The 17,747-nt window shown below is 69.3% G+C and carries 16 protein-coding genes and 3 pseudogenes; 10 read left to right on the top strand and 9 right to left on the bottom strand.

Annotated elements, in window-relative coordinates:
• Positions 1 to 13: 13 nt before the first annotated feature.
• Entirely contained in the window at positions 14 to 352 is a 339-nt protein-coding gene (locus tag ACFVQG_RS37230) for a hypothetical protein (protein ID WP_383392688.1), read from the bottom strand.
• Positions 340 to 528 carry a hypothetical protein gene (locus ACFVQG_RS37225; RefSeq protein WP_383392686.1) on the bottom strand — a complete coding sequence of 63 codons (189 nt, stop codon included), beginning with the start codon at positions 526 to 528 and terminating at the stop codon, positions 340 to 342. Before ACFVQG_RS37225 ends, ACFVQG_RS37230 begins: the two co-directional genes overlap by 13 nt.
• A gap of 356 nt (positions 529 to 884) precedes the next feature.
• Between ACFVQG_RS37225 and ACFVQG_RS37220 the strand changes: the two are divergent.
• Positions 885 to 1,070: pseudogene (locus ACFVQG_RS37220) on the top strand (ATP-grasp ribosomal peptide maturase); the annotation flags it as partial.
• A 90-nt stretch (positions 1,071 to 1,160) separates the two neighbouring features.
• Here ACFVQG_RS37220 and ACFVQG_RS37215 read toward each other — a convergent pair.
• Positions 1,161 to 1,844, bottom strand: coding sequence for a hypothetical protein (locus ACFVQG_RS37215; protein WP_383392758.1), 684 nt, complete (start codon positions 1,842 to 1,844; stop codon positions 1,161 to 1,163).
• A gap of 42 nt (positions 1,845 to 1,886) precedes the next feature.
• On the opposite strand from ACFVQG_RS37215, the gene ACFVQG_RS37210 reads away from it, so the two are divergent.
• From ACFVQG_RS37210 to ACFVQG_RS37185, 6 genes and pseudogenes are all read left to right on the top strand, one after another.
• Positions 1,887 to 2,978, top strand: a complete 1,092-nt coding sequence (locus ACFVQG_RS37210) for a hypothetical protein (protein ID WP_383392683.1) — start codon at positions 1,887 to 1,889, stop codon at positions 2,976 to 2,978.
• An 11-nt stretch (positions 2,979 to 2,989) separates the two neighbouring features.
• Positions 2,990 to 3,343 (top strand): annotated as a pseudogene (locus ACFVQG_RS37205) (asparagine synthase-related protein); the annotation flags it as partial.
• Between the two features lie 238 nt (positions 3,344 to 3,581).
• Positions 3,582 to 3,839, top strand: a pseudogene (gene tpg, locus ACFVQG_RS37200) (telomere-protecting terminal protein Tpg); the annotation flags it as partial.
• 390 nt (positions 3,840 to 4,229) lie between these two features.
• Complete coding sequence (locus tag ACFVQG_RS37195; protein WP_383392680.1) at positions 4,230 to 5,261, top strand: hypothetical protein; 1,032 nt, start codon at positions 4,230 to 4,232, stop codon at positions 5,259 to 5,261.
• A gap of 356 nt (positions 5,262 to 5,617) precedes the next feature.
• Complete coding sequence (locus ACFVQG_RS37190) at positions 5,618 to 5,908, top strand: hypothetical protein (RefSeq protein WP_383392678.1); 291 nt, start codon at positions 5,618 to 5,620, stop codon at positions 5,906 to 5,908.
• A gap of 221 nt (positions 5,909 to 6,129) precedes the next feature.
• On the top strand, positions 6,130 to 7,755 hold the full coding sequence (locus tag ACFVQG_RS37185; RefSeq protein WP_383392675.1) for a hypothetical protein: 1,626 nt from the start codon (positions 6,130 to 6,132) through the stop codon (positions 7,753 to 7,755).
• A gap of 111 nt (positions 7,756 to 7,866) precedes the next feature.
• On the opposite strand, the gene ACFVQG_RS37180 is transcribed toward ACFVQG_RS37185, so the two are convergent.
• Both ACFVQG_RS37180 and ACFVQG_RS37175 read right to left on the bottom strand, forming a co-directional pair.
• A complete protein-coding gene (locus ACFVQG_RS37180) occupies positions 7,867 to 8,808 on the bottom strand; it encodes an alpha/beta hydrolase (RefSeq protein WP_383392672.1) in 942 nt (313 codons plus the stop codon).
• Between the two features lie 350 nt (positions 8,809 to 9,158).
• Entirely contained in the window at positions 9,159 to 10,445 is a 1,287-nt protein-coding gene (locus ACFVQG_RS37175) for a PucR family transcriptional regulator (RefSeq protein ID WP_383392669.1), read from the bottom strand.
• A 248-nt stretch (positions 10,446 to 10,693) separates the two neighbouring features.
• Here ACFVQG_RS37175 and ACFVQG_RS37170 point away from each other — a divergent pair, with 248 nt between their 5' ends.
• Genes ACFVQG_RS37170 through ACFVQG_RS37160 form a run of 3 tightly spaced genes read left to right on the top strand, consistent with a single transcriptional unit; the run spans position 10,694 to position 15,488 of the window.
• A complete protein-coding gene (locus ACFVQG_RS37170; RefSeq protein ID WP_383392666.1) occupies positions 10,694 to 12,532 on the top strand; it encodes a DUF3556 domain-containing protein in 1,839 nt (612 codons plus the stop codon).
• Between the two features lie 38 nt (positions 12,533 to 12,570).
• Complete coding sequence (locus ACFVQG_RS37165; RefSeq protein WP_383392664.1) at positions 12,571 to 14,067, top strand: class I adenylate-forming enzyme family protein; 1,497 nt, start codon at positions 12,571 to 12,573, stop codon at positions 14,065 to 14,067.
• Entirely contained in the window at positions 14,064 to 15,488 is a 1,425-nt protein-coding gene (locus tag ACFVQG_RS37160; protein ID WP_383392661.1) for a phytoene desaturase family protein, read from the top strand. The genes ACFVQG_RS37165 and ACFVQG_RS37160 overlap by 4 nt, the downstream gene beginning before the upstream one ends.
• Before the next feature lie 384 nt (positions 15,489 to 15,872).
• Here ACFVQG_RS37160 and ACFVQG_RS37155 read toward each other — a convergent pair whose 3' ends face one another.
• The 4 genes from ACFVQG_RS37155 to ACFVQG_RS37140 are packed head-to-tail and all read right to left on the bottom strand — an operon-like array spanning position 15,873 to position 17,604.
• The gene (locus ACFVQG_RS37155; protein ID WP_383392658.1) at positions 15,873 to 16,025 is read right to left on the bottom strand and encodes a hypothetical protein; all 153 of its coding nucleotides are present in this window, start codon (positions 16,023 to 16,025) and stop codon (positions 15,873 to 15,875) included.
• Positions 16,022 to 16,216 (bottom strand): hypothetical protein, encoded by a 195-nt coding sequence (locus ACFVQG_RS37150; RefSeq protein WP_383392655.1) that lies wholly within the window; start codon positions 16,214 to 16,216, stop codon positions 16,022 to 16,024. Before ACFVQG_RS37150 ends, ACFVQG_RS37155 begins: the two co-directional genes overlap by 4 nt.
• A 43-nt stretch (positions 16,217 to 16,259) precedes the next feature.
• Positions 16,260 to 16,724, bottom strand: coding sequence for a hypothetical protein (locus ACFVQG_RS37145; RefSeq protein ID WP_383392652.1), 465 nt, complete (start codon positions 16,722 to 16,724; stop codon positions 16,260 to 16,262).
• A gap of 22 nt (positions 16,725 to 16,746) precedes the next feature.
• Complete coding sequence (locus tag ACFVQG_RS37140; protein WP_383392649.1) at positions 16,747 to 17,604, bottom strand: hypothetical protein; 858 nt, start codon at positions 17,602 to 17,604, stop codon at positions 16,747 to 16,749.
• Between the last annotated feature and the right edge of the window lie 143 nt (positions 17,605 to 17,747).

Genomic DNA, 17,747 nt, shown 5'->3' with positions numbered 1-17,747 from the left:
CAAGTGACGCAGCTCACGGGAACTTTGTCGACAAAGAGTTTCTATCGGGCAGCTCTTCGCGTTGCAGCGCACGCTCGACCGCGGTGGCGTCCCGCCCAGCGGGTGCCGCCCTGGCGGTCTCACCCATGAACCCGCCGGGCGCCGCCGGAAGCGGTCGGCCTGAGAGGGGCGCGGCCGTCGCCTTGCTCAACGCGCTCGGCACCCACCCTGGCCTCGGTACCGGCCCGGAGCGCCCGGTGCCGGGCAGGGCATCCACCAGCTCGTCCAGCAGGTGAGAAGAGATGCTGGCGACCTCTTCGAGTGCGGCGGGAACCGCCTCGGTGACCAGTTCCAGGCCGGTCAGATCACGCACCGTGGCCAGGACAGGGTGAAGTCGGTGCGCTGCGTGGTGCGCTCGCGCACCAGTCCGGCCTCCTTCAGGCGGGCCAGTGCGTGGCCGAGGTGGCGGTGGGCATGGCCGTCCTCGGCGCGACGATCGCGGAAGTCGCCCAGCACGCTGTGGTGGAATCCGGGATCGTCCAGCTCCATGGCCATGGCGTATGGGGAGTCGATGCGGCAGCGGACCGACTCGGCGGCCGCCCGAACAGGAACTGCAGCACACAGACGGTGGCAAGCTAAGCGGGCGAGAGTCCCGGAGCCCGTCCCTGGGGTACCAGTCCGCGAAGTCCTCGTCGCGTCCCAGCCCGTCCAGCCGACCCCGTACCCATATCGCCGTCGTGCCGCCCTGGTTGCTCGCCCGCGCGACCCGCGCGGTCAGAGGCGGAACGTGCTCACCAGAACGGGGGTGCAGGGGCAACGGGCACCTCGACAGCCGCAACGGTCGGCGGATGGGGTCGTTGGCTCGGGCCCCCGTCCACGGCCAGGTCAGGGAAGGTAGGTCTGCTGTGGAGAAGGCTCTCCTCGCCTACCTGGATCACTTCGGGCTGGTCTCGGGGCGCTTCGATCTCGCCGTGGACAAGACCGGCGGCCTGTGGTGGCTGGAGCTGAACCCGAACGGGCAGTGGGGCTGGCTGGAGGAGTCCACCGGCCTTGCGATGTCCGCCGCCTTCGCTGAACTGCTGATGCAAGGAGTCGCCCCCGGATGGGACGTCAGGTTCGAGGCTGTGACTTCGCACCGTCCCTTGCTTCCGTCCCGCTCCTGGCCCTTCATGTCAACCACCTCAAGGAGACTCCGGCGGGCGGTCGTTGTCGAAGATGACCCCGTGCTCGCCCATGCTCACAGGGACATTGACCCACTGGGCCTTGCCGTCGACGGACGAGGCGTACTGGCAGCGGTGACCGGTGTCTTGGCCGTATGCGACGAGTTCGAAGTCCGGCACCTTTCCGCAGCGTAGGTGCTTGCTGACCCCGTTGTACTCCTTCCAGAACTCGCCGTAGACAGACTTCGCCGTCAGCACGGCCTGGCCCGCATTAGTGATTTCGTACGGCTTCAAGTCACCGGCCGGCTCGTCGAAACGGACAGACCAGGGGACCTTCACGCCGTTGTAGGTGACCGTGCACCGTGTGGTCACACCCGGCTCCTCACTCACCTTGTCGCCCTCGCACGTGGCGCTGGTCTTCCCCGGTATCCCGGCCATGGCCACGGTATGTTTACGCATCGTCCACAGCACCCGTTCGGTGAACGCGGCGTCGTCGGTGGGTTCCGGCGGCAGAGCGCCGAGCAGCGTCTTCACCGTCAGGAGTCCAGGCTCAGCCGAGGTGATCGCGATGGGAAGTTCCTTGCCGCTCGTCGGCGGCGCAGTGTCCGCAGGGCGGGAAGCGTTGTCATGCGATCCTGACCCGACGCAGCCTGCGGTGACGAGAGCGATCACGGCTATGCCCAGGAGAGTGCTACCAATGCGCATGCAGCCCAACTCTAGCTAGACGCGCGGCCGGTCGAGTTGACGTTGTCGGCCGATCTGCGGACCGGTTCGGGACCGTGGGAATGGCGCGGCGAGGAAGAGGGGTGGGGCCGTGGTGCGGACCGTGTCCGACCGCTGGACCACCCGGCACTTCAGGCGCGGGCGGTCACCGATGGCACTCGCACGCTGCTCGTCGTACGGGAGAGGGCCGCTGGCCGCCCCTCGCTGCTGCGCTCGATCTCCCCGGCTCGTGTGGACACCGCGGTGTACGGCCGTGCGGTGAAGGAGTGCCAGGACTTCCCGCTGCAGGGCATCTGGATCGAGATCGGCCCGGACGGGCTCCGCCTGACGACCGGGCTCGGCGGGGTGTGCCCGCTGTACCTGTCGTACGACGACGGGCGGCTGACCGGGTCGTGGCAGCTGATGGATCTCTCGGACCGCCTCGGTGCGGACCGGCTTCAGGAGAGGGAGGTGATGCGGCTGCTGATCGGCTTCCCCCGCTACGGCCACGACACGCTGTTCACCACGGTCAAGCGGCTCTCGGAGCGCTCCACCGCGTACGCGGATGCCGGGGGGCTGCGTCTGGTGTACCCGGCGGCGGCCGAGCACACCCAGCCTGGCGAGCTCGCCGACCAGGTCGGTGAGGCCGAACTCGTCGCCGCCTTCGAGGCCCTGACGGACCACGTGTTCGCCAAGCGGCCCGTCGCGCCGGAGCAGACGGCGGCCCAGATGTCCGGGGGCATGGACTCCACCAACCTCGCCATCTCCCTCGCCCTCGCGCACCCGGGAGCGATCACGCCGTGCGCGATGCTCATCGGCGGCGAGGCGGGACCCCAGCAGCAGGCGCGGCGGCGGGCGGTCATCGAGCAGACCGGGTTCGCCGCCGATGTGACAGTGCGGGCCGCTGACCATCCGGTGCTGTCCCCAGGCGGTCTGCGCCGCGCCCGGGCGGAGGCGGTCAGCCCGCTGGACGAGCCGCACCTGGAGGCCGCCGACGTGCTCGCCCAGGCCCTGCGCGCCCGGGGCATCCACACGGTGGCGGCCGGGTTCGGCGGCGACGAGGTCGCCGGTATCCGCCGCACCACAGGCTCGCCCGTACGGACGCCCGTTGCGCCGTCCTGGTGCGCGACCTGCTGAGCGAGGTGGACATGGGGATCTCCCCGGCGACCGTGGCGCCGGAGACCGCGCTGATCGCCCTGGAGGTCGCCACTCCGCTCATGGCCCGGCGCGGGCTGTGGGTCGTCGCCCCGTTCACCGACGCGGACATGGTCCGCTTCGGACGCCGCCTGCCCGCTGCGTGGAAGACGGACAAGCACCTGCTGCACCGGCGGCTCGCCGCCCGCAGTCTGCCCGAGGAGGTGGTGAACCCGCCGCTGCGGGAGAACTTCGGCCATCTGTTGAGCACCGCCGTCCACCGTTACGCCACCGGGCTGCTGCGCGGCTGGGGCAAGGAACTCCACCTCAGCGAGCAGGGCTACCTCGATCCGGTGGTCCTCGCCGCGAGCGTCGAGCGGGCCGTCCTCAGTCCCGAGGACGCGGCGCCGCTGCGTACGGGCTGTACCTCGTCACTGCCCTGGAGCTGGCCCTGCGGGCGCTGTAGACGCCTTCTGCACCGGCGGGGCGACTTCGGCGCAATCGGCCCCTCACGCCCCGCCAGCCCCGCAAGGATGGGGCGGGTGACCGACTCCTCACCCGCCCCGGAACCCTCCGCCGCCCCGGCGCAGCAGGTCGGCTACTGCGCCGAGGGCACGTTTCGGCTACACCGCACCCATCGGCACCACCGACGACGGACGCTTCCGCCGCCTCACCGTCCACCTGCCCCCCACCTACGCACAGCGCCTCTTCGACGCCCGCGACGCCGGAGCCAGCGACCAGCAGATGCGCCAGATCATCGCCGAAGGATTCAAAGACATCTACTTCCAAGACGGCGGAGCCCGCGCCATGGGACTCTCCGACGTCACCCTCAACGACATCGACTACCTCGACCTCGACTACTGACCCGGCAGCGACCGGGAGACCGGACCTGCTCGTGTGACTGAGCGCTTCAGTTGGCGAGTGGGCGCGAGAGTTGGCGAGCTGAGCACGATGGCCTAGGCGGCTGGTGTGCTGGGAAAAAGTGGTTGGCACTTCGCCGACCGGTTGGTGCAACCCGTGCGACACGTCGCTGGACCATTTAGCTCGCCAATCCGGCCTGCCTGATTCCGCCCGTGTTCACTGGGCGGGACTGCCCTGTTGCCCTGGCTCGTCCTCCGCTGCGGCTTCGCAGTAGTTATCGGACGACGAGTTGGACAAGCCACCGCGGCCAGCTCTGGAACGACCGTGCCGCCAGGGCTGTCGGCGCGCCGTGCTTGGATGCGGCGTTGCCCCTATGGGCGGGAGGAAGAGGACATGACGCGCACGACACCACCGCGGCCGCTGGACATCACTGCAGCGTTTCCGGAGCTGGCCGGCCTGGCCAGGATGACCACCCGTCTGCACCCGACGCCTGGAACACCGACCGTCCACGCCAGTTCGGTGGGCGGGCCGCTGCTGTGGCCGGCAGACGATCCCTGGCCAGAGGATGAGCCGGGCTACCCGCCGGTTATGCCCGTGCAGAGTCTGGCAGACGTCCACCAGGTGCGGGCTTTGCTGACCCAAGCGTGGGCGCGACCGCGCGGCCCGCGGGAGAACCTGTTGTCCGCGCAGGAGAGCGAGACGGTGGAGCGATTGCATGCGGGGCATGACCCGGCGCTGCTGCCCACGGGCCCGCAGCCGCTGATCCCGCTCGTGCAGCTCTACGCGCGCGATGTGCCCGCGCTGGCCTTCCCGGAAGGCACGGATCTGCTGCAGGTGCTGTGGGCACCGGGCTTTGGCATCGAGGGGTGCTCGGCCAACGTGCAACTGCGATGGCGCCGGGCCTCGGACGTTCAGGAGGTCCTGCGCACTCCTCCCGAGCCCGCATATGTCGAGTGCGACGACCACGTACCGGAGCCATGCCTGCTCCAGCCTGAATCAGTGCAGGAGTTCCCGCCTGGCCATCTGCTGGAGCAGGCCCTGGAAGAGCGCGTGTACGACTGGTGTGCACAACAGTCCGTGAGCTACCAGAGTGATCTGTCCGTTGCCCCCGGCTGGAAGGCGGGTGGGTGGCCGGCTCCCTTCACCTTCCGCGACCCGGCCGAGTCCGACGAGGATGAGGAACGGAAGTGCGGCGAGTGCGGCGGGCCTCTGGAGGCACTGCTCACTATCGACAGCAGCGAGTGGGATGGGGGCAGTGGCAGCTGGCGTCCGGTCGAGGCGGCCTTGGACACGGCGAAGCTCGTTGGGGATCCCTACCGGAGTCTGCTCAATCCCACCATGATGACCATCGGACGGGGCTACACCCTGCAGGTCTACAGCTGCGTCAGCACGCCCTCACACCTGCCGCGCACGATCATGCAGTAGCCCAGGCCGAGCACTCCGAGTGGCGACTCGCACCGTGATGAGGACCCGTACGCTCAACTCGCCAACTGAAGCGCTCAGTCACACCCGGTCATGAGCCGAAGCACGGTAGGCGTTAGCGAGGCAGCTTGTTGTCACCAAGTCAGCCGGACAGAGCGCTTTGGTTCGGTTACCGGTGCCCGCTCGCACTGAGGCCCGTCGGGCTCTCATTGCGTTGCCTGCTGGGCGAGGCTGCGGGGCGGCCGTGGGCGTGCCAAGACCTCGAAGCGGGCCGGCGGAGGACGATGCTGCGCGTCTCAACCCGCCCTTCCAGGGCTGGCACTGGATACAGTCCTTTGAGGTACCTCGGAGGGAGTCTCATGCGCCGCCTGGCCGCCGTCCTGTTAGTTCTTTGCTCAGCCCTTGTCTCCTGTTCCTCGAAGGAGGGCGCGGCCTCCTCCACCTCGGCTTCGCCGTCAGTCGGCAAAGCTGATCTCAAGGCCGTGGAGCATCGGTGGGCGGGTCTCACGGAGCAGGAGCAGCAGCGCGTCTGTGCATACGCGGATGGAAACGCCGACATGGCTGCCGCGCTGGAGCAACTCCGAGAGTACGACTACAGCGAGGCTGAAGCCGCAGAGATGCTGCCGTATGTAGTGAACGAATGCACCTGACGCGACCAGGACAGTTGAGGCAGCGGCGGCTGGAGGCGGTGACATCAACCCTGCTTTGCCCACGATTGGTGACAGGTAGCGCGCCGTATCGGTGACAGCTACGGCGCTTCATCCGGGTGAAGTCGCAGCTCAGCGGCTCGCGATGGTGGTACCTATCGTGCTTCGACTCAGGTCACTGTACGAGCCGAGGAAGGCATCGGGGGTGAGGTGTGGCCGCAGGGGTGTTGCGAACCGTGCCGCTGGCCGGGGAGCTGACCGCGTCGCTGATCAGCCGGGTGGCTGCCCGCTACGGTCTCACAGCCAGCAGCGTGATGCGGCTGTGGGCGTGCCGCAACTCCTCCAGCCGGCACGATGGCGGCGGTGTGAGGGCAGATGCGGAGGTCGTCCTGAACGGGGCCGGGTGGGGTGTCCTCGCCGAGCTGTGCGGGGTGGAACCGGTGGTGCTGGTGCGCGCTCTTCTGTCGTTCACGGTGGACGATCCCAAGATCAGCAACAGCCGGGACGCCTCCCTGGCGCAGGCCCGGTGGCGGGTGGCGGCCGCGGTGGCGGGGGAAGCAGCGTTCGGCTGCCGCTTGTGCACAGCGCGGCGCACCGGGCAGGCGGTGCGGGCGGTGCGGTATCTGCCGCGCCGGCAGCGGGTCTGCCTGCGGCACGGGCGCTGGCTGCTGGACGCGGACGCCGACCAGCCGCTGGAACACCTCGATCTGCGCCTGCTGCCGGAGGTGGTGGCCGCGCAGCGGCGGTGGCCGGGCGTGGCACGGCGTGCGGTGCGCGCCGGGGTGGAGCCGGCGCAGGCGTTCACACTGGCGCATGCGGTGGTGGCCCGCTGGTGGGAGCAGGCTCTGTACTGGGAGCAGGGGGAGGTCTGGCCGCGCCGTCTGCACCACTTGGCGGGCGGCAACGCGGGATCACGGCTTGAGTGGTGGCGGGTCGTCGGCCGGGAACCGGCGATCTTCCCGGAGGTGACGGCCGTGGCACAGGCGCTGCTGGAGCCGGCCATGGCCGAGGTGGCCTGGCGGGCAAGCGGCGGGATGCAGCCTCGGGCGCGGGGCGCCGACGATGCGTTCTGTCACCGGCTGGGCGAGCTGGTAGGCCGCACATGGCTGGGACCCGAGGTTGCGGCTGACCACGGCAGCCCGCTGAACGACTGGAGGGGTGCGATCGTGCGCGCCCGCCGCCACGAGATGGGGCCGCCGGGGTGGCGGGAGGATCCGTGGCGGCTGAAGCGTGGGTGCCCCGCGCAGCCCAGCATCCGGCGGCTGCACCGATGTTGGATCAGCGACCGCCCCCGCGATGAACCCTACGGCTGGTGGAGCGAGTCCGAGCACTGGACGCGCCTGCGACGCTGTCTGCATGACGAGGCGCTGCCCCTGGATGTGCGGGTGACCGGGGCCCTCATGCTGCTGTACGGAATGCCGATCACACGCATCGCTGTTCTCATGCGCTCGGACCTCACGGGTGGCAGCACGCCTCATCCGCGCGTTGGTGAGCGTCCCGTGCCGCTGCCGCCCGCCGTCTGCCAGCTTCTGCAGCGTCAGGCCGACCGCACCGAGCCGATCTCGGCGGTGGGCCGTATCACGCCGCGTCCGGGCTGGCTTCTGCCCGGCTACGCCGCTGGAACTCACCACTCAGCTCCGGCCCTCGCGCGCAAGATGCGTCTCCACTGCTTGCCCGGCCGCCCCAGCCGGAGCACCGCTGTGCTCGCGCTGGCCGCGGACCTGCCCGCGTCAGTGCTCAGTGACACCCTCGGCATCAGCATCAGCGCAGCCCTGCAGTGGACCCGCAGAGCAGGCCCGCGACTGGAACAGCTACCTAGCAGCTCGCCCTACGGAGGAGACCGGTGCTGAGCGCCGTTTCACGGACCGTTTGTGCGAGTCCCTCAGGGGCATGCGGGTGATGCCTGCCCATTGCGATCGCCCTGCCTCGTAGGAGAGCTGGCAACGAGAGCGGGACAGACTTCACGCGCGCTTCTTCGGCAGAGAAGGGACGTGGCGGTGCAGGAACTCGATCTGGTCCGCGATGACGGTGGCGAACAGGGGCTCGACGTAGGGATCGAAGTGGCCACCCTCGTAGACGTGGACGGTGGAGTGCCGCATCTTGCCTGCTGCCCGTTCGGCGACGCGCTTGGGAGTGATCGCGTCCTGCGCGACGATCTGGACCAGGGCCGGGCACTGGATGTTCCCGGCCCAACGCTGGGGCGAGTAGAGGCCGATCTTCAACGCGATGCGGGCTGCGACGGTGTGGGGGTAGGCGTCCTCCTTCAGCCCCGATTCACGGAGGAGCGTGTGCATGCCCGGATAGGCGTCCGGCGAGGTCATCATCGCGGTGCGGCCGGGAAGACCGACGCTCTGGACGTACACGGGTTCACGACCGAGGCGGGAGGCGATCGCGTCACGCATCCCCGGCATGGTGACCCTGAGAGCGGCTCGCAGGCCGGTCGACCTCACCGCTGCCGGGCCGCTGACGTGCGGGACCTGAGCGATGACGGCGGCGAGGGGCTCTCCTTGGCCGGCGATGGTGATGACGTGACCGCCGGCGAACGAGGTACCCCACGCCACGACTCGGGTGTGGTCGATCCCCTCAAGTGACCTGGCGTAGCGGAGGGCGGCGCGCCAGTCCTCGTGCTGCATCGCGATGTCCAGGACCTGGCGCGGCTCACCCTCGCTCTCCCCGAAGTTGCGGTAGTCGAAGACCACGGCGGCGTATCCGGCGGCGGCGAAGCGCTCGGCGTAGGCGTAGAGCCGTAGCGCACGCACCGCGCCGAAGCCGTGTGCCATCACAATGACGGGCGACGGCTGATCTGCAGCGGTGGGCCGGTAGACGCGCGCGGCGCAGCGGGTGCCGCCGGAGTCGAACCACTCCTCCGACGTCGTGAACGTGCCGTCGAACGGCTCGGCCATGGTGCACTCCTCGTCTCGCTGTGTCGTCCTGCATGATGTCCAAGGCGATGGATGGGGCTCCAACGGTGGGCGCTGGTCCATGCCGCGAATGCGCGTCACGTCGGCAGTCGCCGCGCCACCGCGGCGTCATGGACGTTGCGGCGATCGTCCCGGAGGAGCCGGGAGCCCTCGCGAAGCACGCCCGTGTGCTGGTGGTTCTCGCGGTGCTGACAGCGTGACCTCCACCGTGGCGAGGCGCCCAGACTCGCTCGTGCAGACGAAGAAGTCGTCGGTCGGACAGAACAAAATGAGCGGCTGGCGCCGTGGTCGTGGACCAATTCGTCCTCAGCTGTACGGGGATCCGGTCGAGATCACGGAGATCGGGTGAGCACGGCAGGTCCGAGCCAGCGGCATGCGGCGAGCGCGAGCTCGAGGTCGAGCCGGTCCTCCTCGATCGGCCGCCCCCGCAGCTGTACTGCTTTGTCCACCCGGTACTTGACCGTGTTCTTGTGCAGGTGGACCTTCGCAGCGGTCGCGACAAAGCTCTGGTTCTGCTGAAGGAAGACGGTGAGAGTCTCCCGCAGCCGTGCGACACCTTCGTCGTCCTGCGCCAGCCCTCCGAGCATCGTGGTGACGAGGTCGCGGGCGAGGGCGAGGTCGCCTGCGAGGGCCGCGGCCGCCCTGACTCCGGGAGCGGTGAACGACGTGATCTGGTGGGCCCGTTCGGCCCCGATGACGGCGACCTGGTGAGCTCGCAGGGCCTGGCGGTGTGTCGCACGGAAGCCCGCGATTCCTGTCCCGACCGCGCCGACCGCGGCCTTCACTTCACTTCCTGCCTCACCGAGGACTCGGGTCAGGCGGTCGGGGTCGATGCTCGTGTCTGCTTGCAGTGGTATCCAGACCCAGCCGAGCGAGCGGTCCTGCGGGACGAACAGCGGCGAGGACTGCGAACCAACCTCCTGGGCTATGGAGCTGGTCAGCTGCCCGAGACGCTCCAGCGAGCCGGTTGATGTCATCCGTTCGTCCGCCCAGAGGACGAGTCCAAGGTGTTCCTGGCGGAGTCGGTAGCCAAGTACCTGCTCCGCCGCGACCACATCCATCTCGTCTCCGGCGAGGAGCGCGCTCAGCGTGGCCGTGCGGATCGTGTTGCGATTCGCCAGCCACCACTCCCGCTCGGTCTCGTACGCCTTGACGACCTGCTCGGAAACCCGGTCGATGTAGGCGAAGGCGGCGTCCTGGAGCATCTGCAACGCCGCGAAGGAGATCCTGCCGTCCGGCTCGACGCCGGCCAGTTCCCCGGCCACCCACTCAAGGGCGCGCCGGTGACCGAGGCGGTATGCGCGCAGCAGGGCGTTCGAGGAGATCTCGCGCTGCGCGAGGCGTCGCGCGTACTCGACGGCCGGCCACGGCGCCTCCACCGCATCGACCGAGACCCCGTACTGCGCGACGTGGAAGAACGTCTTCACGTTGCTCTCCACACTCGCGTAGAGGAGGTCGAGCATCAGCTGGTCTCCGCGAAGCTCCGAGATCGACTCGGCGAGCTCGGCCTGCAGCACGCGCGCCACCTCGTCGAGCTGCGTGCTGGAGGCCGCGGCGATGTCGGCGACGCGGGCGGCCGCACGGCGGGCGATGTCCTCGCGGTCCGCCCAGGGATCCATGGTTGACCTTTCAGCCCGTGTTGGTCCCCGGGCACAGGTGTAGGGGAGCGGTAGCCAGAAGCGGGAGGTACGGAGACCAATCCCTCCCCGCTCTTTTGGTTCGCGCGCACAGTGTCCCAGGTCTTCCCGTCTCCCTAAAGTCCGTGCGTCCGGATCGCGTGACGCGGCCTCGGAAGCCGACGGCGTGCCAACCCTGGCGGGCAGTGACCGATGCGTGCCGCCCGGGCCACCACCACGAGGAGCACCCATTGGGATTCATCAAACCGTCTCCGCAGCCGGTCGAGCCGACGGTGTTCCTGAGGCTTCCGCTGCGCGAACGTGTTCGCATCCTCAGCGCCCACTGGGTCGACGACGGCTTCGGCACACCGCGCGTGCTGCACATCGTGTACATCATCAAGATGCTCGGCCTCTACTTCGGCGTCGGCATCTGGATCGCGTCGGCGACGTCCGGGATCGAGTTCACCGACATCGGCAGCTGGTACCACAACATCGTCGTGTACCAGAAGCTCGCTGTGTGGCTGATGCTGTTGGAGGTGATCGGACTCGGCGGTGCGTTCGGTCCCCTGTGCGGCCACTTCCGCCCGATGATCGGCAACGTCCGGTACTGGATCCGTCCCGGCACCCTCCGCATGGCGCCCTGGGGCAGCCGCGTGCCGTTCACCGGCGGCGACGAGCGCACCTGGTTCGACGTCGCGCTCTTCGTCGGTGTGCTTGCCAGCCTCGCCTATCCGCTGGCCGCGCGGGCCGAGCCTGTGCCGAGCGAGTTCCTTCCGGCGGGCACCGGCACGCAGGAGCTCATCGCGCCGCACTGCTTCCTTCCGGTTCTCGTGCTCATGCCCCTGATGGGTCTGCGTGACAAGGTCGTCTTCCTGGCTGGCCGGTCCGAGCAGTACCTGCCGATCATGCTGTTCTCCGCGCTGCTGGGGACCGTCGGCAGCACCGCGGACTTCATCGGCCTCGTCGTGGTCTTCAAGATCGTGATCTGCGTCGTGTGGATCGGCGCCGGCGTGTCCAAGTTCGGTGCCCACTTCGAGAACGTCGTGCCGCCGATGGTCTCCAACAGCCCGGCCATGCCAGGACGAGCCGTCAAGCGTCTGCACTACCGAGACGCCCCGAACGATCTGCGCCCCTCCCGCGTCGCCTGGTTCATGGCGCACGTCGGCGGCACCGCCGTCGAGATCATCGTCCCGGTCATCCTGCTGCTCACGACGAGCGCGACTGTGGCGCTGATCGGCGCGCTGTGCATGCTGGCCTTCCACGTCTTCATCGCCTCGACGTTCCCGATCGCCGTCCCCCTGGAGTGGAATGTCTTCTTCGGGTTCATCGCGATCGTCCTGTGGGTCGGGTTCGATCCCGGCACGTACAACATCTGGAACTTCTCCGAGCCGCTCCTGCTCGTCCCGGTCTTCGCGCTGCTGATGTTCGGGCCGGTCCTGGGCAACCTGCGTCCCGACCTCGTCTCCTTCCTGCCCTCCATGCGCCAGTACGCCGGGAACTGGGCCTCGGCCGTGTGGGCGATGAAGCCCGGTGTGGAGGAGCGGCTCAACGAGCTGCCCGGCGTGGAGAACCAGATCGACCAGCTGCAGCGCATGGTCCCGACTCCGTACGAGCGTGACGATGCCGAGATGACGTTGCAGAAGGCACTCGCCTGGCGCTCGATGCACAGCCAGGGGCGCGGCCTGTTCTCGCTCCTGTACGCGCACCTCGACGACCTCGAGACACGCACCGTCCGCGAGGGGGAGTTCGTGTGCAACACCATCCTCGGTTTCAACTTCGGCGACGGCCACATGCACGACGCCCGCCTCGTCGCGGCCGTGCAAAAGCGCCTCGGCCTCGAGCCCGGCGACCTGGTCGTGGCCTGGGTCGAGTCCCAGCCCATCCACCGGCGCACCCAGCAGTACCAGGTGATCGACGCCGCGCTGGGCGTCGTCGAGCGGGGCACATGGAAGGTCGCCGACTGCGTGGCGCAGCAGCCGTGGCTGCCGGGCGGCCCCGTTCCGCTGAACGTCACCTGGACCGCCGCCGGCTACCACCGTCGGCAGCCGCTGGGAGCGAACGCGAACCGGTCCGACGAGACACCCGTCTGACCCCTCGCCGGCTGGCCCCTACCCTCGAAGGACGTTCCATGCACTTCGCATCTCTTCCCTCGGCGCGCGCCGACGCCCGGCCCGACAGCCCGTGTCTGTCCGACGAGACCGTCGGCACGCTCAGCAACCAGGCGTTCGCGGCACGGGTCGAGGCAGCGTCCTGCGTGTTCGCGGCCCACGGAGTGGCTCGCGGCGCGGTGGTCGCGGTCCGATTGCCGAACCGGACGGACCTCGTGGTCGCGATCTTCGCCGCCTGGCGCCTCGGTGCCGCCGTCACACCGGTGAACCCCGCCCTGGCCCGTGGTGAGGCCGAGTACCAGGTCGCCGACTCCGGGTCGCGCGTGCTGGTCACCCACGACGGCCTGTCGCCTAAGGGCGTCACGACGCTCGCGCCCGAGGACCTCACCGCGCCCGGTGCAGGAGTCGACGTGGGCCCGGCCGAACCGGACCTCGACGCCCTGGCCCTGCTCGTCTACACGAGTGGCACCACCGGACGCCCCAAGGGCGTCGAGCTCACCCACGCCAACCTCGACGCGATGACCGCGGCGATGGTCGAGGCGCTGGCGCTCGACGAGCACGACCACAGCCTGCTGATCCTGCCGCTGTTCCACGTGAACGGCATCGTGGTCAGCGTCCTGTCGCCCCTGCGCGCGGGCGGGCAGGCGACCATCGCCGGCCGCTTCGACCCTCAGACCTTCTTCGCGACCCTCGAGACCGCGCGTCCCACCTTCTTCTCCGGAGTCCCGGCGATCTACACGATGCTCGCGAACCTGCCCGCCGAGGTCGAACCGGACACCAGCTCGCTGCGCTTCGTCGCCTGCGGAGCGGCCCCGATGCCAGCCGCACTCATCGGTCGGGTCGAGGAACGCTTCGGCGTGGTGCTCATCGAGGGCTACGGCCTCTCCGAGGGCACCTGCGCCTCGACGAGCAACCCGCTCCACGGTGTCCGCAAGCCCGGTACGGTCGGCCTCGCCCTCCCCGGCCAGACGGTCGCCGTCATGGCCCCCGACGGCACCCTGGTGCCGCGGGGCGAGCGCGGCGAGGTCGTCGTCCAGGGGCCCACCGTGATGCGCGGCTACCTCAACAGGCCCGAGGAGACCGCCAAGGCCCTCAAAGGCGGCTGGCTGCACACCGGCGACGTCGGCGTCCTCGACGAGGACGGCTACCTGCGGATCGTCGACCGGGTGAAAGACATGATCATCCGCGGTGGCGAGAACATCTACCCCCAGGAGATCGAGCACGCCATCCACGCACACCCCGCCGTCCTCGAGGCCGCGGTGGTCGGCCGTCCCCACCCCGTCATGGGCGAGGAGCCCGTCGCGTTCGTCGCCCTGAAGGGCGGCGCGTTTCTCGACGAGGACGAACTCGTCGCGTTCCTGAGGCAGCGGATCGCGAAGTTCAAGCTGCCGACTTCGGTGACCTTCATCGACGAGGTGCCGAAGAACCCCGTCGGCAAGTTCGACAAACCGCGTCTGCGCACCACCACCGCGTCCACGGGCGCATCAGCCGTGAGCCGGGACGAGGAGACATCGTGACGACCGCTGTCGTCGTCGGCAGCGGTCCCAACGGCCTCGCGGCCGCGCTCGTACTGGCCGACGCCGGGATCCGGGTGTGTGTCATCGAGGCTGCCGACACCCTGGGGGGCGGCACACGCTCGGCGGAACTGACCCTTCCGGGACTCGTCCACGACGTGTGCGCAGCGATCCACCCCCTGGCGATCGCCACACGCTTCTCCAAGGCGTTCGACCTCGCCGAGCACGGCTTGTCCTGGGTGGAGCCGCCCGTGCAGTACTCCCACCCGCTCGACCACGGACGCGGCGCCGCCGCCTACCGCTCGGTCGAGGAGACCGGCCGCAACCTCGGCGGGCGCGACGGCCACACCTGGACCCGCGTGTTCGGCTCGCTGAACGACCGTTTCGACACGATCGCCGACGAGTTTCTGCAGCCGGTACTCCACGTCCCAAGGCATCCGCTCCACCTCGCCCGTTTCGGACTGTACGCCGGGCAACCCGCCTCGCTCCTGGCCCGACGCTGGCACCACGACGAGGCCCGCGCCCTGCTCGCCGGGCTCGCCGCGCACGCCTTCCGCCCGCTCGACGCCCTCGCGTCGTCCGCCATCGGCGTAGCGCTCGGCACCGCCGCCCACCGGTACGGCTGGGGTGCCGCCGTCGGAGGCTCGGCCGCCATCTCCACGGCGATGATCGCCGCAGCGCAGCAGCGGGGCGTGCTGTTCGAGACCGGACGCACAGTCACCAGCCTCGACGAGCTCGGACCCGTCGACCTCGTCATGCTCGACACCGCCCCCGGCGCCGCGGCCGACATCATCGGCGACCGACTCCCCCGGCGCATCGCGCGCGCGTACCGCGCCTACCGCCACGGCCCGGGCGCCTTCAAGGTCGACTTCGCCGTCGAGGGCGGTGTGCCATGGACGCACGAGCCGAGCCGGCACGCCGGCACGGTGCACGTCGGCGGGACGTTCGAGGAGATCGCGTCAGCCGAAATGGCCGTCGCCCGCGGTCGCATGCCGGACCGGCCATTCGTCCTGGCAGCGCAGCAGTACGTCGCCGACCCGTCGCGGTCCCTCGACGACGTGCACCCGTTCTACACCTACGCCCACGTGCCGGCCGGCTACACCGGGGACGCGACGGAGGCAATCGTCGCCCAGATCGAGCGCTTCGCACCCGGCTTCCGCGACCGTGTCCGCGGCACGGCCGTGTGCAGCACCACCGAGATGGCCCGCAAAAACGCCAACTACGTCGGCGGCGACATCGTGGCGGGCTCCAACCACCCGCTGCAGCTCGCGTTCCGTCCCCGCGTCACGCTGCACCCCTACGCCACCGGAGTCGACGGGGTCTTCATCTGCTCGGCCGCCACACCTCCTGGAGCCGGTGCACACGGTATGTCGGGATACTGGGCCGCACAGGCCGCCCTACGCAAGGTCAGAACCGCAAAGTAACGGCCCTCCGACGGGGCGGGAGCTGACGCTGAACTCGTCAACGAGACACGGCCACCAGGCCGCCGAGCCATGTCGCTGTATCCCGCACCTCAGTCTCAAACTCCAGCCAGGGCATGGTCGAAGGGGGTCGCAACGGGGACATCAGCGGCCCGACCACGCCGCACGCCGTGGTGGCCTCGGCGAACTCCGGAGCGCTGTGGAGGCCGACGCAACCCCTACCGCAACACGCAGCGCAACACTCGGTGCAACCTCTACCGCAACACGCAGCGCAACATGGCGCCCTATGCGGCGAAGCGGCTGTTGGGCGGGCTGGTCACGGTGTCGCCTGCGTGAGTCCCGAAGTGTGTGACTCCGGGACTCCCAGAGGGATTCCGGGCCCGGGCACTACTTGAGCAACAGGTGCAGGAGGCCCGCCACGCCGACGCCGACCAGGAGCGCGACGCCGACCGCGGGGTGAAGCAGGGCGATGTATGTGGCGATCCCGCTGGCCAGGAGCAGGAGCGCGGTACGCAGGTCGAGCCCGTTGCCGTTGTTCACTGGCCAACCGCCTTACGGGCGGCGGCACGGCCGTACAGGGCCTCGATCTCGCCCCGGGACGCCATGACCTTCGCGCGGGCGCGCAGGCGGGCCATGTGTCCCTCAACCATCCGGGACGTCATCCCGAGCTCGGCGCCGATCGCCTTCTGGGTCACCTTGGACTCCCAGATCAGACCGCAGATCGCGCGCACCTCGGGACCGGCGCCGTCCAGGATCCGCTGGATGGTCTCCTGGCTAGAGCTGGATGCAACTCCAGAGGATCCACGGCTTGCGCATCTGGGCCGGACCCGGATCGAGGCCGACGAGGACCGACGCCCACTGCCCCAGTTCGCCGTTGAAGGTGATGTGACCGTAGCCGACGCGCTCCTCGATCACTTCCAGTTCCCCTGCTCCGGAGAACAGCACCTGACCGTCGCGGGACACGAGTTGCTGCTCGTACGACCGTTCGGCGGTGCGGGTGAGGAACTCCTTCACGATGTGCAGATCCACGACGTAGATGCCGGTCATGGTGGGCTGCTTCATCGTCAGCTCGTATATGGTCCGCCGACCACCGCGCTCATTGGAGACCGCGACGGGAATCCAGAGGGCCGACCGTCCGAAGATCTCGCGTCGAACGGCGAGGTCGACCCCGAGGAGCGGCGCATCGCGGAACAGTGTCAGGGGGATGTCGACCGCCAGGTCGTTGGCCGTGAGGGTCATCTCTGCCTCCTGTCTCGGGTTCTCACCACTGGTAGAGGTACTGCCGCCACGAGCCGTGGTAGCCGGTCCCGTAGTAGGTCCAGGTGTCGGTGTCGAGCAGCAGGACGTGGCCGCCCCAGTACACGGACTCGTCGAGCTGGAAGACGGCCCACCATCCCGTGTGCGGCGTCGGTGTGTAGCTCGTGCGCACCGCTCGGTGCTGGAACCAGGCCCACATCTCCCGTGCCCGGATGGGCCGACGGGCGGGGGTGTAGCACCGGGCGTTGATGTAGGGGTTGGCGTTGGCGAGTTCCGTGTATCCCGCGCGGATGAACGCGTCCGACAGGAAGTGCGCGCAGTTGTTGGCGAACGTGTCGCCGCCCACACAGCGTCCCGTCCAGTGGCTGCCCACGGTGGAGAGGGCAGGGAGGACCATGAGGCCTTCCGCCTGGGCGATGTCCGGGCCCGCGTAGCGCGGGGCGCCCGGCAGGTTGTCGGACGGCGGTGGGGCGAGGTGCTCCATCTGCTCGGTGGCCGCCGCCGCGCCCGCCGGACCGGGGTCTCCCGCGCGTCGGGGGGAGGCCGGTGGTGCGATGTTCTCCATGGCGACGGTGAACGGGTCCGGGGGTTCTCCGGTCCGCACGCGGTTCATCCGGAAGGCGGTGGCTCCCGCCCGCACCCACACCCTGAGCCGGTCCTCGCCGAGCCGCTCGCGTTCCATGACGTCGGAGTTGGCGAACGAGTAGACGGTGTCCTCGGAGACCACCACCAGGATGTTCCCCGGGATGTTCCCGTCCTCGCGGCTGTATCCCTCGTAGGGAATGGTCGAACTGCGCTTCGACGCCTGTTCCATCAGCGTACTGAGGTCACTTCGTTGGGCCTTCGTGATGTTCTCAGCCATGCCCGGTGTCCTTCTCGTGGGGAGGTGCGTGGATCTTGATGGCCGTCACGGTCAGGTGGCCCCCTCTTCAGCGTGAACCCGCGCTCCGGGGTGCGCCACTCGGAGCAGTGTGCTTACCGTGGGCGGCTCGTGGCGCTTAGAGT

The organism is Streptomyces sp. NPDC057877, assembly GCF_042796855.1.
Classification (GTDB): Bacteria; Actinomycetota; Actinomycetes; order Streptomycetales; family Streptomycetaceae; genus Streptomyces.
This window is presented reverse-complemented; position numbering and strand designations above follow the sequence as displayed.